This is a genomic window from Faecalicatena sp. Marseille-Q4148 (assembly GCA_018228665.1).
Taxonomy (GTDB): domain Bacteria; phylum Bacillota; class Clostridia; order Lachnospirales; family Lachnospiraceae; genus UBA9414.
Window position 1 is genome coordinate 1,616,170 of the sequence record CP073692.1, and the last position, 16,250, is coordinate 1,632,419.

General features: G+C 41.6%; 11 protein-coding genes and 1 tRNA gene. 2 read left to right on the forward strand and 10 right to left on the reverse strand.

Features of this window, described 5'->3' with window-relative positions:
* Positions 1-14: 14 nt before the first annotated feature.
* The 7 genes from KFE17_07595 to KFE17_07625 all read right to left on the reverse strand — a co-directional run bounded on the left by KFE17_07595 (position 15) and on the right by KFE17_07625 (position 7,981).
* Positions 15-845 (reverse strand): RNA-directed DNA polymerase, encoded by an 831-nt coding sequence (locus KFE17_07595; GenBank protein ID QUO30789.1) that lies wholly within the window; start codon positions 843-845, stop codon positions 15-17.
* 212 nt (positions 846-1,057) lie between these two features.
* The gene (locus tag KFE17_07600) at positions 1,058-3,055 is read right to left on the reverse strand and encodes a retron Eco8 family effector endonuclease (protein ID QUO30790.1); all 1,998 of its coding nucleotides are present in this window, start codon (positions 3,053-3,055) and stop codon (positions 1,058-1,060) included.
* A gap of 369 nt (positions 3,056-3,424) precedes the next feature.
* Positions 3,425-4,150, reverse strand: coding sequence for a D-proline reductase (dithiol) protein PrdB (gene prdB / locus KFE17_07605; protein QUO30791.1), 726 nt, complete (start codon positions 4,148-4,150; stop codon positions 3,425-3,427).
* Positions 4,150-4,437: a hypothetical protein gene (locus KFE17_07610; protein QUO30792.1), complete on the reverse strand. Its 288-nt coding sequence runs from the start codon at positions 4,435-4,437 to the stop codon at positions 4,150-4,152. Before KFE17_07610 ends, prdB begins: the two co-directional genes overlap by 1 nt.
* Positions 4,438-4,457: 20 nt before the next feature.
* Complete coding sequence (gene prdA, locus KFE17_07615) at positions 4,458-6,323, reverse strand: D-proline reductase (dithiol) proprotein PrdA (GenBank protein QUO30793.1); 1,866 nt, start codon at positions 6,321-6,323, stop codon at positions 4,458-4,460.
* Between the two features lie 67 nt (positions 6,324-6,390).
* Complete coding sequence (gene prdC, locus KFE17_07620) at positions 6,391-7,716, reverse strand: proline reductase-associated electron transfer protein PrdC (protein ID QUO30794.1); 1,326 nt, start codon at positions 7,714-7,716, stop codon at positions 6,391-6,393.
* Between the two features lie 167 nt (positions 7,717-7,883).
* Positions 7,884-7,981 (reverse strand) — tRNA-Sec (locus KFE17_07625).
* Positions 7,982-8,174: 193 nt separating this feature from the next.
* Here KFE17_07625 and KFE17_07630 point away from each other — a divergent pair.
* Both KFE17_07630 and KFE17_07635 read left to right on the forward strand, forming a co-directional pair.
* Complete coding sequence (locus tag KFE17_07630) at positions 8,175-9,212, forward strand: proline racemase family protein (protein ID QUO30795.1); 1,038 nt, start codon at positions 8,175-8,177, stop codon at positions 9,210-9,212.
* A gap of 85 nt (positions 9,213-9,297) precedes the next feature.
* Positions 9,298-9,906 (forward strand): TetR/AcrR family transcriptional regulator, encoded by a 609-nt coding sequence (locus KFE17_07635; protein ID QUO30796.1) that lies wholly within the window; start codon positions 9,298-9,300, stop codon positions 9,904-9,906.
* A gap of 77 nt (positions 9,907-9,983) precedes the next feature.
* On the opposite strand, the gene KFE17_07640 is transcribed toward KFE17_07635, so the two are convergent.
* The 3 genes from KFE17_07640 to KFE17_07650 all read right to left on the reverse strand — a co-directional run bounded on the left by KFE17_07640 (position 9,984) and on the right by KFE17_07650 (position 16,185).
* Entirely contained in the window at positions 9,984-11,165 is a 1,182-nt protein-coding gene (locus KFE17_07640) for an iron-containing alcohol dehydrogenase (GenBank protein ID QUO30797.1), read from the reverse strand.
* 165 nt (positions 11,166-11,330) lie between these two features.
* Positions 11,331-11,882, reverse strand: a complete 552-nt coding sequence (locus KFE17_07645) for a DUF3793 family protein (GenBank protein QUO30798.1) — start codon at positions 11,880-11,882, stop codon at positions 11,331-11,333.
* Positions 11,883-12,018: 136 nt separating this feature from the next.
* Positions 12,019-16,185, reverse strand: coding sequence for a discoidin domain-containing protein (locus tag KFE17_07650; GenBank protein QUO30799.1), 4,167 nt, complete (start codon positions 16,183-16,185; stop codon positions 12,019-12,021).
* Between the last annotated feature and the right edge of the window lie 65 nt (positions 16,186-16,250).

The window sequence follows — 16,250 nt, forward strand, 5'->3', positions numbered from 1 at the left end:
ACTTCATACAGTTCCTAATCCTGTTTCCGAAAAAAATATAACGTCTCCTTAACACTTTGCAGTTTTCTGCGCGACAGCCGAAGCCCGTCACCAACTACATAACCATTGAGCCCGATCTCTCCTTTGCACATCATTGTCTTACTTCGATTTATCTCGAAACCATTTTCTTTCAAAATCTTCGAAAGCATTCTCAGAAAATAAATATGCTCCCCAAAATCAAAAAAATCCGAGCTAAAAAGCATATCATCGGCATACCTTGTATAAGAAATCCGACGGATTCCCTGTTTCTCTGATCTTGTATTTTCTTTCCGGTAGCGTTCTTCAATAGATTGACAGTATTTCAAAATTCTCTGATCAATTCTTCTGAAAAATATATTAGATAATATAGGTGAAGTCACAGCTCCCTGCGGAAGCTTTGCATTTAACGTACAAAGCTCAAATACCGTTTCCAATGCTTCCCGATCCTGAATAAATTCTTTCAGGTTACTCATCATCAATTTCTCTGAAAACGAGTCAAAAAAATCTTTTATATCAATTCTTAGAAAATAATGATTTCCGGCATGTGGCATCAGAAAGTTCTGATAACTCTCACCGGTCACAAATCCTTTTGCCGGTATGGCAATCGGTATTTTCTGCAAAAATCGCCTGACAAGATTCCTCTGAAAATTAGTCAGATTTCTCCCTTCAGGCGTTTTCCGAAGCATATGAATTACCCGAATTCCATTCTTTTTCGGAATTTCAGTCTCCTCATATGCATATTCAATTCCTTCCAAAACTGCATGCAGTTTCTCATCGCTTGTCTTTAGTATTTTTTCTAAAAGAAATTTATAATTATATATTTGCATTTATCTTCCTCTTTAGAAGAGCAAGCACTTACTGAATAATTCCTTTCAGGGTATTATCCAGGAGAGATACACTGCCCCGTATTTCTACGGGAGATTTAAGTCATCAGTTCTGATTTTTCCGCGGTTTCACCAGTATTCCCATACCGTCTCGCGGATTTACGAGTCTGTCTTCGTAAAATTACTGCTTGCTCAAGGTCTATTCTACCATTGTTTTAACGTAAAGTCACTTCTATTTTGTGAACCAATGCATATAACTGCGGAAAATCTTTCTGAACTGCTTCCACTGCCTGTTGATAATTGGCATCTGCTTCAATCCATCTTCCAAATTCCCGGAATCCCTGTCTTTCCGGATGCTGTATCTCGGCCAGATCAAGAAAATAAAATTCCAGCCACTTACTTACCCAGCCGCTTGTCTTCTTTACCGTACACAGCACATTCCATAAATTCTCATCAATTTGTGGATTCTGTTTTTTGATCTGTTTCTTCGTCAGCAGATAATCCGGTTTTCCGGAAAAAAGCATCCTCAAATAATTTAACTGCAGATTCTTCTTATCCTGAAACAATTTCCAGTATTCTACCGTATTTTTGCGTTCTTCAAGACTTAGCCCTCCGGCATTCACATATTTTTTAAATACTTGCTGATTTTCAGCAGTAATCAGCGCACCTTCCACCGTATTTCTCCACAAAAACACATCATAATTGCGATAATATTCCACAATCAGATCTAACAGACACTCAAAATTCGGATCATCACAACTAAACAATGGATATCGATAAGAAAATTTACACTGACTGCACATACGTTTGATCCTGCGCCTAAGCGCTAATGTCTTCTGCCTTTTGGCACCATAATGATAAATTTCTCTATCAATCTGATAATCCTTCAGTTCTGTAAATAAAAATGCATTTTCTCCATCCTTTTTTGCCAGGACTTTATCCATATCCATTACAGCCAGACCTGGGATCTGATAATTTCTCTTACTGGGCGCAGTTAGATTATGAACCACTTTATTGCTCATTCCTATTACAATCTCAACTTCTTTCAAAACCGGAAAAAGCATTCGCAAATATTTATTTTTAAAAAGCTCAAGCTCTGTCTCTCCTTCTACGTTCAAAATCATTTTTGCAAAACAGCTTCCCGTATAAGACTCTGTCACTACAATACGTTCCCGCTCTTCCTGCTCTGACAAATTGCGCACACGCCTTAGTTTGGAATAGTTCTCTTTTAATGCAACATGGTAAATCGCAGAAATATCTTCTTCATTTTCAAGCAGCATTTTTACACACCGCGCAGAATGTGTCGATAAGAGAAACTGAACCTGATCTGCCGCCCCAAAAATTTTCTCCATCAATTGATCGATCATCGTATGGTGCAGACTAATTTCCGGTTCATCCAAGACAATGATCGGCTCTTTCAATTTGTATTTCTTCATAATAGCCAGAATATCAATAAGAATCGTTGTATAATTAAATGCATTTGTTCCATTAGAATATTCCCTAAGATTCTTCTCATCATATTGAAACCTCTGACCGCCTACCAGCATTTCTGCTAACATCTGACCAATCTGCCTTGATGTCAGACGCTTCACATTAATATGTTCCTGTTCAAATATATCTTGCAGATGATTTAATTTTTTCTTTACCGAACTATCGTTACTTTCCACAATAGTTCTTATTGTACTTTGAATCCTTTCAGAATCTTCATTTCTGAATTTAAATAAATCTCCTATCAGATTCCACAAATTGGTCCAATCTGTCAGTTCAATCTGTCTTGAATCTATAAAATATACCGGAAATAGTGAGGCTATAATCTGACGCGTATTGTAACTTACATTCCAACGGATTTCCTTCCCTTTTCTCTTAACCAGCTCAACAATAATCTCATCATGATTAGAAATTGCTAATACCTTTTTATAATAATTCTCATACTCTTTCTTTTCATCATTCAAATTTCTTTTAATAATTTTCAGAATCTGCTTCAAATCATAAGTAATTCGAATACATATTTCATTACGCAATCTATTATTGGTATCAAAACTATTTTGCTCATCCTGCACTGTCAACAAATTCTTATAAAAATAATTCAGCGCAGACAAAATATTCGATTTGCCGCTCCCATTCCGACCAATCAAAGTTGTAATCTGATTCATTTCCATATTCAAATATGCAATAGACCGATACCCTGTAATTTCAATTCGCTTAATTGACATATGGCCGTCCTTTCTGTCAGCATCCACTTGAACACCACTATCTCATTTCTACTCTGCTTCATTTTCACATCATATTTGATATTTTATTTTATCATTTCATAAAATAGATTTCTATAGAAAAATACTCCTCCTATCGTATTCGTTACTAAAATTTGTGTATATTCCCAGTTATTATTATATAATTCTATAAAATTCCTCTGCTGAAATCATTTTCTGGTTATTTTATCCTGAATCGGATCTGATATGGAATAGCTCCACTAAATATGAAACAAAGAGCTTCACCTTTGCTTTTCGAATTGTTTCTGCGAATTGGTTCTTTCTTCTGAAAAAGAAAACCGGAGAAACCTATGATTTCTCCGGCATCCTATCTTATACTTTTGCAATATACTCAAATGGCAACGGAACAACTTTGCCCGGACTTTCGAGTTTGACTAACTGCTCAAGAGTTGCTTTTACAATCTCTTTCTGCATCGTCGGGTTATTTGGTTCACCTGCGTTTGCACCCATCGGTACAAGCGGCGCCACGCCACGAGGTGTTCCTGTCTGTTTTACAACAGGCGGTAATGCTGCGATGATGATCGTAGGGATACCTGCAGCTTCAATTGCTCTCTGCACCAGTACTGCAGAGCGGTGGCAAGTACCTCAGCCGGCAGTTAAGATTACTGCGTCTACGCCTTCTTCTTTGAACATCTGAGCGATTTCCGGACCGGTCTGATTTTTGAATTTCTCCTGGTCTCCGCCGCCGCCCATGAAGCCTGCATGAACAGGAGCACATGCTTTGATAACTCCTTCTTTCGCCAGCTCATGGATGCGGTCGATCGGGAACATACAGTTGATGTCTTTATTTACATCACTGTTGTCATATCCACCGTGAGAAACCATCAGATCTTCTGATTTCATCTGATCTGTGATCTTTCTCCATGTCCAGTCTCCGGCAAGATTAAATCTCTTGTCTTCTTTATGGTGTACACCTGCTGCTGTAGCAAGTGCGATTGTCATATCTTTTAATTCCTTTGTCACCGGTGCCCATACTGGCGGAGGTGTGATCGGAACGAAAATTTCAGACTGTAATCCTTTCACAGCTGTTAAACTCATTATGATTCCTCCTTCTTTTCTTCCTGTGCGGCGCGCATTGCCTGCTGCCGCTTCTGATATGTTTCCAGATTGCTGATATATTTCTCATTGACTTCCGGTCCAAGCTGTTCAATAAAACTCATATTCCATCCAACTTCCTGACCGATCTTAATCTCATAGTCAGTGATCAGCATCCGCATCGGGATTTTGAGAAAACCAAGCCGGCCTTTCAGATCAACTCCGACACATCCGTCATGGATTTCTACAATAACCCCTTCCATATATATCATTTTATCGCCATACTTCATAGCACTATCGCTCCTACAGCCTAGCTGTATTTTTCTCTTCTCTTCTGGCTCATCGGAAGTGACTGCTCATTTTTCACTAATTCGATTGGTTTTCCTGTTACATTAGAAATCAGTTCCACATTGTTTGCTTTTACGTTCGGATTCCATTTTTTCTCAGGCGCTTTCACTTCTTCTCCTGCCATAGCGGCTTTGAGCATATTTAATGCACGGATCGCATCCTCATGGCAAAGTGTATTGCATGCAAGTACTTCATTTTCAATACCTGCTTCTGATTTATTGTTATCAACCATATGAGTCATGTATTTATTTCCAACAACAAGAGCTCCCTGAACAGCGCAGAAAGAAAGTCCAACAACCGGAACGCCTCTCATACCAATCTGTTCGTGGTGACTTGCGAAGTCAATATGATTGTTTCCGAAACCTTCTGTTGTAATAAATGCACCATCAACATCAAGGGCTTCTACCATCATACCAACACGTTTGGAAACATAGAATTTCTCAGCATTGATCTGTGGACTTCCTACGAAAATGATTCCGCAAAGGTCAACTTCTTCGTCCATCAAAGTCTCTAATACGAGCGGTTCTCTCCAGTAATGTCTGGACATTTCTTTAGATGCAGGTCCGATACATGTTAATGCATGAATACATCCGTCAAGAACTTCCAGCGGAGAAACCATAACCGGAACATTGCCAAGATCAACATTTGGTTTTGCACCAAGTACACCAACAGGCTCAACCGGAAGGATCAGGTTATCATGCATAGCGCCCTGTCCCATGATTTCTTTTACGATAACAACTTTTTTCTTGCCAGGTCTTCTGTACTGGTTGAATGTTTCTTCATTTACAACAAGCGCTTCATCTTCTACAGCTTTTAAAGCCTCACGGATTTCCTGTGTAATGACATCTGTTGCAGTATGTGCTGCAAGCGGTCCCGGACGTTCCATATTTGTTCCTGCTGCAATTACGACTTCTGTTTTAATGAAGATTTCTCCCTTGTCAGGAGCACCCGGACGGTTCCACATAATGTTTTCTTCCAGAATACCTTCTGAAGAACCGAACTCCCCAATCTGTACGCCGTTTGCATCTGTACCTGTTACCATCATGATTACGCCATCCAGTACTCTTGTTGTACCGCTTCCGATCTCATCTTCGCCTTCTTTTGTAGCAATCGGCTGAACATCCATGATTGTCTCAGAGTATTCATTGTATTTGTCCGGAGTAATGATATCGATTTTTAAGCTATGTACAAGCTCCTGTGAAGCTGCTGCTTCTTCTTCGATTCCTTCACGGATGTAAAGAACTGTTCCTTCAATCTTCGTCTCCGGTCCTCTTTTTACTTCTGTAATATTGTAATGCTTTCTTGTTAAGCTTCTGATTAACTTTGGTTCCTGCTCTTTTGTTTCTGCAGGTACTGCAACCGGTACTGCTGCCGGAGCCACAGGCGCTGCTGTTCCTACTGCTCCTGTCATCATCGGAAGTTCAATATCAATCCCTTTTCCTTCATCGATATGAATTTTCAGAACGCCTCCTGCATTTGCCACAGGTGCCATAGGTGCTGCTGCAGGTACTGCAGGTACTTCTGATACTTCCTCTGCTTCTTCTACAGATTCTTCCTTTGCTTCCTCTGCAGCAGCTTCTTTGTAGCCATCAACTACGTCTGCTGTGATTGGTGTAAGAGAATCACATGTTTTTGTTAATTTTGATCCAAGAATCTGTCCGATTGTCAGTACCCCGTCCAGGTTTAATAAACCTGAATCTACTAAATCATCAAAAATTGCCGGATCTTCAAGATTAGCTGCCTCAATTGTAATCCCAGCTTCTGCTCTGCAGCATAATACCGCAGGATCATTTGCATGCGCTTTCGCTGTTTCTGCTGTAATTGACATACTAATTTCCTCCTTATCCTTTTCCACTTCACTTCTATCTACTGTCCGTCATCTGACGGTAGTATTCTTATTTATATTCCGGTAACTGTTCTACCTGTTTTGAAACTCTCAGATAACGATACAACGGATGTCCGATCGTTCTCATCACATGGTCCGTCTGATGAAATACCTTTAATCCCATCTTTGGCGCGGAACCCATGACTGTATTGGAGCAGTCTGAGCAGTTTCCGATAATAATATATTCACATCCGTCTTTCTTGAACTGGATATTGTTCTTAGCCTGTCCCGGACAATTTCCCGGACGTTCACACTTTAATGCTCCGTTTTTCATCTCTGCTGCCTGTTTACATCTTGCAACAGATGCCACAACGCCATTCATCTTCTGGCAAATGTCACGCATACGCGCCTCATCTCCGCCGCAGGCACATACAAGTAAACCTACTTTTGCACCGTGAAGATTCGGGAAATCAATTGTTACAATGATTCCGCCTGTCGTCTTTGTGATCGGAGCTTCTTCGGTTGTCGCTTTTCCCGTAAACGGTCCGCCCATAATGATCTCACCATAGAGTCCGTCAATGCCTCCTGCGCGCTCGATCAGTTCTCCCACGCTTGTTCCTACCGGAACATTCATGAACACATGTGGTTCTGCTCCTCCATTCAGCTTTCCGACTACTGTCAGGTTTTTCTCAAAGCAAGGTTTGCGCTCATCAATTGCCTCCGCTACTCTTGCAACTGTCTCAACATTAATAACAACTGACTGTGCAGCTGACGGAAGCTGATCCGGTGCAAGTTCGATACCAAGACATTCTCTGACAACAGCGCGCTCTTCTCCCATCGGATAAATATCCGGAAGCAAATGAATGGAAATATGTTCTTCATTCTTTACTGCCTCACGGAGCAGCTCAACTGCTTTTTCATTTTTCTTCTTAATCGCAAAAATTGCCTTCGCTGCATTGGAAATTTCCATACAGTATTTCACACCGCGAAGTACTTTCTCTGTCTCAGCTTCAATCTGTGCAATATTATGTTTCAATCCCGGCTCGCACTCTGCCGCATTGATCAGAATATATCCGCCATTCAGATCTGTTCCGAGTTTTACTCCTGTTGGGAAGCCTGCGCCGCCCATACCGACGATTCCGGCAGCCTTTACCATATCAAGCTTACTGCCTTCCGGAATCTTTACAAATTCTTCCTTCTGTTCTGCATCCGGTTCAATGATGATCGCTTCCTCTGTAATCTCTGTAACCGTACCATACACACTGGCAAAAATATTTGCTCCCAGTCCGGCAGGTTCTGCGATCAGCGTTCCTTTTGCCACCTTATCTCCGACTGCAACAACCGGTTTACACGGTGCGCCGATGTGCTGTCTGAGAAGCATCTGCAAATTGCCCATTTCCTTCTTCTCCTTTTTTATGCTTTCCTGCTTTTATCTTTCCTTCCCAGACTCCATTACTGATGTCCGGAACATTTGGAACTGCCTAAAAAACAAAAAAGGCAAAGCAAACTGACTTTTGCTTTACCTTCCATTCTATTACTACGTACAAAATATACGATTCTTTCTGGCGGGTATATGTGGGAATCGAACCCACCCAGGACGCTACTAACGCCCTACACTGGTTTTGAAGACCAGGAGGCACACCAGTTACCTATCTACACCCTTATTTTTCATGCGTAGTTTACTTTACCACATTTTTGGAAAAGCTTCAAGCCCTAATTTATATTTTAATAAATATTCATTGACTTTTCAATCATAATCTATCATAATAAGAATAAACTGAAGTACAGTTTAGACTATAGTCTATTATAAATCATTTGTCAATACTATGTCAAACATTTTATCGGAGGTACATTATGGGACTAAATCCAAAATTAAATTTAGACTCTTTTGAAGCTGCCTTTCATGCCATTGACACACATACTGTCGGTGAATTTACCCGTGTCGTAACATCCGGTTTCCCGGATATCAAGGCGGACAGCATTATGGAGAAAAAACACATTCTTGAAAAAAAATATGATCAATACCGCAAAGCGCTCATGAATGAACCGCGAGGACACCGGGATATGTTCGGAGCTCTTCTCACAGAACCGGTAAACCGTGAAGCAGATCTTGGAGTCATCTTTATGGACACTGGCGGATATCTGAATATGTGCGGTCATGGGACAATTGGATCTGCAACAGTTGCTGTAGAGACAGGTCTTGTTCCTGTTACAGAGCCTTACACGAATGTTGTACTGGAAGCGCCTGCCGGAATCATCCGGACAAAAGTCAAGGTAGAGAATGGACGCGCAACAGAAGTTACACTGACCAATGTACCTGCTTTCTTATATAAAGAGAATCTTGTCGCAACTGTTGAAGGCCGCAAGATTGCTTATGATATTTCTTTTGGCGGAAGTTTCTTCGCTCTTGTAGATGTGACACAGCCTTCGATTCAGGAAGAGATCGAAGCTCACAATGTACCGTTCCTGACAAAGCTGGGTATGAAGCTTCTGGAAGAAATCAATGCTACTGTTACAGTAAAGCATCCTTATCTTGACATTACAACAGTAGATCTGGTAGAATTTTATGGACCGACTCCAACAATTGGATGCTCTATGAGAAATGTTGTTATCTTTGGAGATGCCCAGGCAGATCGTTCTCCATGCGGAACCGGTACAAGCGCAAAACTTGCCGCACTGTACAGTCATGGTAAGATTGGTGTCGGAGAACCTTTCGTTTATGAAAGTTTCATTGGATCACGTTTCAGAGGTGTTATCAAAGATGTAACGGAAGTAGACGGACATGTTGCCGTAATCCCGCAGATTACAGGAAGCGCTTATATCACAGGCGAGGCAACCTATGTGATCGATCCGACCGATCCATTAAAATACGGCTTTATTGCCGGCGTATAAATGCCTTTTTCCAGCCAGAGCATTCCTCTGGCTGGTGTATTTTTTATTTTGTACTATATATTTTAATTTCACAAGGAGGTACCACATGCCAAAAAAACGCAAACAAAAAACAAAAATGAAAATCATCCGGGCAGCCTGGAATCTGTTCTATAAATACGGTTATGATGATACAACTGTGGATGAGATAATTACCGCTTCGGATACCTCCAAAGGTTCTTTCTATCATTATTTTGAAAGTAAAGATGCACTTCTTAGCTCCCTTTCAGATTTATTTGACGAGAAATATGAAGAACTCTCTGCAAAACTGCTGCCGGATATGACATGCTGCGAGAAACTTTCCTATCTAAATCACGAACTGTTTAAGATGATCGACGAGAGCATCAACGTAGATCTTCTCGCCCGTCTTTATTCCTCTCAGCTTATTACGAAAGCTTCTCAGCATCTTCTCGATGAAGACCGGTTTTATTTCCAGCTCATCATTCAGATTATTTCTGAGGGAATGGAGAAAGGAGAACTGAGGAGCGACCGCTCTCTTGAAGAACTGGAAAAACTCTATGTCATGTATGAACGCGCCCTCATCTATGACTGGTGTCTAAATAAGGGCAGCTATTCTATTATGGCTTACAGTGATAAAATTCTTCCGGATTTTCTGAAGATGATTGCTGCTTCCAAAGATTCCGGACAGCCTTTTTAAGAAAAATCGAAACGGCACGAAAGGTTAACTCCCTCCGTGCCGTTTCTTTATTGAATGAAATGAACTATAAGGTTATCTTAGAAATCTACTTCTGTTCCATAATATGTGCATGTAAGAAGCTTCTCCATCTGTTCCGGTGTAATACTTCTCGGATTAGATCCTGTACATGCATCACCTACTGCATTCTTTGCAATTTCTGCAACTTTTTCTTTAAATTCTTCTTCCTTGATACCAAATTCTTTTAGTGTCTTAGGAATATTTAATTCCACATTATATGCATCAATCTTTGCACAGAGCGCCTGCATCAGTTCTTCATCGCTATTTCCTTCCAAACCTACTGAGCGGGCAATCTCTGCATAGCGTTTTAATGCCGTCTCATCTTTTGCATTATATTTGATTACATATGGCAGATAAATCGCATTCGCACATCCATGCGGAATATGTCCTGTTGAGAATGCTGCTCCTGTCTTATGAGCCATAGAATGAACGATACCGAGCAATGCATTAGAAAATGCCATTCCTGCAAGACACTGTGCATAATGCATCTGTTCTCTTGCTTCCATATCTTTATTGTAAGATGCCGGAAGATAATCAAATACCATATGAATTGCTTTTAATGCAAGCGGATCTGTAAATGGTGAATTCAGTGTAGATACATAAGCTTCAATCGCATGTGTCAACGCATCCATACCTGTATGTGCCGTCAGCTTCTGAGGCATTGTTTCTGCAAGCTCCGGATCAACAATTGCAACATCCGGTGTGATATTAAAATCTGCCAGAGGATATTTAATTCCTTTTTCATAGTCAGTAATAACAGAAAATGCTGTTACTTCTGTTGCTGTTCCTGATGTAGAAGGAATTGCAAGGAATTTGGCTTTCTTTCTTAATGTCGGGAAAGAAAATGGCTGAATGATTTCTTCAAAGGTTGTCTCCGGATACTCATAGAATACCCACATTGCCTTTGCCGCATCAATCGGAGAACCGCCTCCCATAGAAATAATCCAGTCCGGTTCGAATTCTCTCATGGCAGCCGCACCTTTCATAACTGTCTCTACAGACGGATCCGGCTCTACATTTTCAAATAACTGTGTTTCAATTCCTGCTTCCTTTAAATATGCAACAACTTTATCAACAAAACCAAATTTCTTCATGGAACCGCCGCCAAGAACAAGCATTGCTTTTTTTCCATCTAGATTCTTTAACTGCTCCAGTGCTCCTTTTCCATAGTATAAGTCTCTTGGTAATGTAAATCTCATCATGATATGTATTCCTCCTTATTACACATCCGCGCGCTCCGTCATTGGCACTTCCGGATCGCTTTTCTTATTTCCAAGTGCTATTATAGCACTGTTAATTTTTTAACGCAATAGTTAATTTGTTAACAATATGTAAAAATTAACGAAATACATATAAATTTATCTTTTTTACGCTGCCACTGTCAGTTTCATGACGCTCCTCCCCTGCCGCCACAGCCGTTCATAAACTTCTTTGCACTTTTTAAACCGGGCAAATGTCCGAATCGCCTCGCATTCATTACAGTATACTTTCCAGCATCCGCTGCATTTACTGTTCTGCCCTGCATTTTCAATAAATCCAATCACATCTGCAAGGGGATAGCCTAGAAAAACTCCTATTTCATGCGGAAAAGAACCACTTTGTTCAATACGTGCTTTCAAATGCTCAAGTACATAAGGAAATTCTGTACTTTCATAACCATATCCGGCCAGAAAAGCAGCGACTCCCGGTTTTTTCAGTTCTTTTGAAAGGAGGGAATGTCGATAGATATAGATCAACGCTGTATGCTCCTGTCTGCGAAGCACCATCAAACATAATCCTTTGCTTCTGAAATGGGCGTTCCATACATCTAACTGCAGGCAGAGCTCGGACTCACTTACATACTTCACAGTAAACAGATTTGCACTTTTCAGCGAGGCAAGTGTCGGAGAACAATAGGTAATAAGATATTTTTCAAACATTCCCAAAACTCCTTTCAAAGAAAAATGAATCACAATGTTAGTCTTTACTAACTTATAGGGTTTTAAAAAGCAGCCGCACCGCTGCTTTTTAAAAGTTAGTTCTTTCTAACTCCCTTTAAATATAGCATGACATTTTTTATTTGTCAATCTTTTTTTCTTCTGCTTCTTTCGTTTCCTCAGCCACTTCATTTTCTCCGGCGATATCATATTCCGGTCCGATCAGCTGTACACTGTCACATACAAGTTCTTCTGCCGGACGGATATCTGCAAGGGCTTTCATCGTAATCACCGCAAGCTCACCGCTTCCACTGTAAAGCGGCTTATCGCCCCTGTTCGCAAATGCCAGATTCACATAAGCGGTACCGTCACTGTACGTCTTGGCTATCGTTAGATTCTCCATCTCTGCTACGCTGTCATTTCCTGCTGCAGAAACAAACTCCATATGGGACGGATTGTAATTGATTACCTGACCGAAGGCATTAATATTTTCAGCACATTCAGCAGAAACTATCATATTAAATGTTTCTCCTGCTTTCACTTCCTCCCGATCCGCTGCAAGATGCGCCTCTCCGGAAGCCTTTCCGGTCTGTTTCGTACCACCGTCCAGTTTAAACATCGTAAATGCATAGTCATATACATCATAGATGCCGTTCATGTTCACATCTCCGCTTCGTTTCTGGATCTGATCAACAAAATTGGAACCATCTTTCACACAAGTTCCCAGATAATTCTTCATATTTATATAATCGCCTTCGGAAACGATTTCATTCTTATTGGTACTTCCAACGGCAAACGGCTTGCTTCCGTCTTTCTTAAATACTGGAAGTTCATGGGATGCGAAGTAGTTACGGATCGATTTCACAACTTCAAGCTTCAGATAACGTGCACTGACGCCGCTAAGAGGAACGACTTTCGCATTTTCTTCTACTTCCAGATCGGCATTATATGTCCAGTCATCCTGAGAAGCGCCGTCCCACTCAAGTTTCCAGTGTTTTCCGTCGAGACTGGAATATACATTCATTTTCTGCACACAGCCGCTTCCATAGTTATCGCGCGGATAGTATTCGAAACGGTCAAGCTCATATGCCGCTCCGAAATCATAGATAAATGGAGTGCGGTCCCCGGCGACATCGCCTACTGCGAAGAATAATCCACGGAAACTATGGTCTGTAGCATATTTCAGTGCACCTGCTTCATCTCCGCCGGTCCATGTCACTGTTCCAAGCGCACCGATTTCATTTCTCCACGGATCTGACAGTGAACTTGTCACAAGCACTTCGCTCCATGCAGAGTAACCTTCTGCATTTCTTGAGCGTATCTGATATGTATGTTCGGAATGGTATTCCAAATCATCATGCACATAAGACAGCGCATTCCCCATTGTATACAAACGTCCGTCTACAAGCATCTCATATGCAGCTGCTCCCGGAATTTCAGTCCATGTAAGTCCAATGGATACGGATGTTTTCATTTCCTCCGGTGCACTTAGTATCGGCGCCTGCAGTCCATCATGTTCTTTTTCTGCCATACGGTTAAATTCACTGACAAATCCTTTGATTTCTACCGTCTGCATCTCTGTCTGCGTATCTGCCTTTGCCAGTTTTACATGCAGTTTCGGAGCGCATTTTACCTTTGCCACAAGATCTTTCAATATTTTTTCTTCTTCTGACGCATATGTACGGATCACAGGCTCTGCTTCGTAGAACCATACAGCTTCTCCGGCCTTTGCTTCACACGCTTCAAACTCTGCCAGACACTTCATTTCTTTCATTTTCAGTTCGCAAGCTCCGTTGACTGCCGTAATGCTCTCCGGCTTTTCGGTTAAATGTACTACAAAAGTAGTGCTGCGAAGTTTCTCATATCCTTCATAATTTCCTCTGGAAGTTTCCGCTGTCAGAATCGCTGTTGTTCCTTCCACTTTGGAAGTATATGTTGTGGAGACATGATCTCCATAAGAAATATGATCGATCGTTCCGTATGTTTCCTCTTCTGTCGTATCATTCTGAATATAGGTTCCGTTATCCTCATACACAGTATAGCTTCTTTCCCCTGCCGGCCAGAACTCTACAATCCGATTTGACTTATCAATCTCGTCCGGTGTATTATTTTCTTCATATTTCGGAAGAATTGCCCCGTTTTTCACAAATACCGGAAGCTTCCAAAGAGGAGCATCAAAATTATTGAGTACCTGACCGCCTGCATATTTTTCTCCGGTGAGATAATCAATCCAGATCTCTTCTTTATCCGGCAGATAAATGTGGTTTCGCACATCATTTCCCATCTCATCTGCCATCGTATTTTTGTAAACCGGCGCAACAAGAATGTCAGAACCAAACATAAACTGATACTGCATCGTTCTGCTGTACGCATATTCATCATTTGGATATTCTAAGAACATCGCGCGGATCATCGGGAGTCCTGTATCGTCATTTCCTGTTTCAATATTAGAAGCGGATACCGCACTTGTGTAAATATATGGCATAAGCTCTGCTTTCATTTTCATATACATCCGGTTGATTCCTGTATATGGATCTCCGAAAGTAAACGGCGCTTTCATATAACTTCCCCAGCCATCCATATTAAGCATCTGCGGTGTGAAAGATTTCCACTGGAAATCCCGGGCTGCGATCAGCGCTTTTCCACCGAAAATACCATCCATATCACTTCCGATATTCGGATTGCCGCTTAGAGAACTTCCAATATAAGTCGGAATATGGAATCGGATATATTCCCAGTTTCCTCCGGTCTGATCTCCACTCCACACACTGTTGAACCGCTGTGAACCTGCCCAGCCATCGAGGGAGATGATGTTTGGCCGGAACTGCTCTCTTGTTGTAATGATATCATAGGCTGTTTTTACACCATTAAGCTGGAAAGAGTATCCCGGTCCTACCCATGCAACATCTGTCTTTAATGTTGTGGCACCTCCGATTGAAACTTCTTTCTTAAAGTCTCTAAGCAAATGCCAGTATGTCTGACTGTCGGAATCCGGCGCCAGATTGCTTTCAGTCCAGAGTCCTGCTGCCACACCTTTGCTGTTGGCATACTCTGTAAATCTTGCAAGGTTCGCTACATTTGCATCGACTGCTGCGATACGTTCTTCCGAACTGGAGCCGTCTTCGTTGACACCGCCTTGAACGTAATAACCATTTTGTCCATATCCTCCGCCGTATCCGTCATTTGGCAGAAAATATCCCAGCGGCATGTCATATTTTATATAATCATCCAGCACAGCCCGCGCAGAATACTCATACGGCGCATCCACATCTGCCGGATAATTCTCTGTTGCAACAGTCGGACGCTCCCCATTCAATGATTCTGAATGCTGTCCTTCTGATAAACGATATCCAGTTGCCATACCGCTTTCATATTTTGTGATCCCCTCACTGTCGAAAGGCTGTGTTCCCTTAACATTCCAAGCCTTATCTCCGGCTTCCTCGGACCAGCCGTCACGGTTATAACAGTTCAAATGCCCTTCATAAAATCCATATTCCGGAAGCAGCAGCGGATTTCCTGTAACGTGATAATATCCACGCAATAAATCCTGCACTTTGCGGCGTTCATTCTCAGCATCCGTAATAAAATAATATGCACTCAGTTTGGATTCTTTATGAACTGTACTTACGATATCTTCTTTCGTTTCTCCAAAGTCATAACATCCATCTGAAAATGTATTTCTTAAAACGCCGTAACCCGCAGTTGTAAAATAAAACGGATTCGGAGATGCAACACCTCCGTCCATCCACGCACTCTCATTAACAATCTGGATTGTCTTTCCTGTATGTACAAAACGGCCATTCTGTGTGCCGCCTCCATAGAATTGCTCTTTTTCATGCTTTACCAGCTTCTGAACTGCCTCAACGTCAGTCAGCGTCAGCGCTTCTGCTTCTTCCATGACAACAGCGCCATTTCTTCGAATACTCATTTTGGCTGTGGCTTTCTCAAATACAACTTCTGTTGCGCCACACTGAATTACCGCTTCCTGAGCCCCGTCCACGATAACCGCTTCCGGTTTTGTATACCATTCTGACTCATCCGGACACTGCTGGATCTTCGCTGTATGCGCCTCTTCTCTCGGTACCGCATAACTTGCAAATATTCCTGTCGGATCTACGTCATAGCGAAAAATCGTTTCTTCCAGAAATGTAATCTTTCCTCTTACCTGATTCCCAAATACCAGTTCCACAATATTGGAAGCGGTTCCGCCCATTACTTCTGTAATTTTGTCAAGCTGCCCGCAGCCTGCCTCTGTCTGCAGTTCGCCCCTTTCGTTCGCTGCTTCAGTCTGCTTTTCTTCACTCATCATTTTTCCTCCTTTTAAACGCGCTTGGCTTCCTGAACATTCGCCCCGCAAAATCATATTTCTTC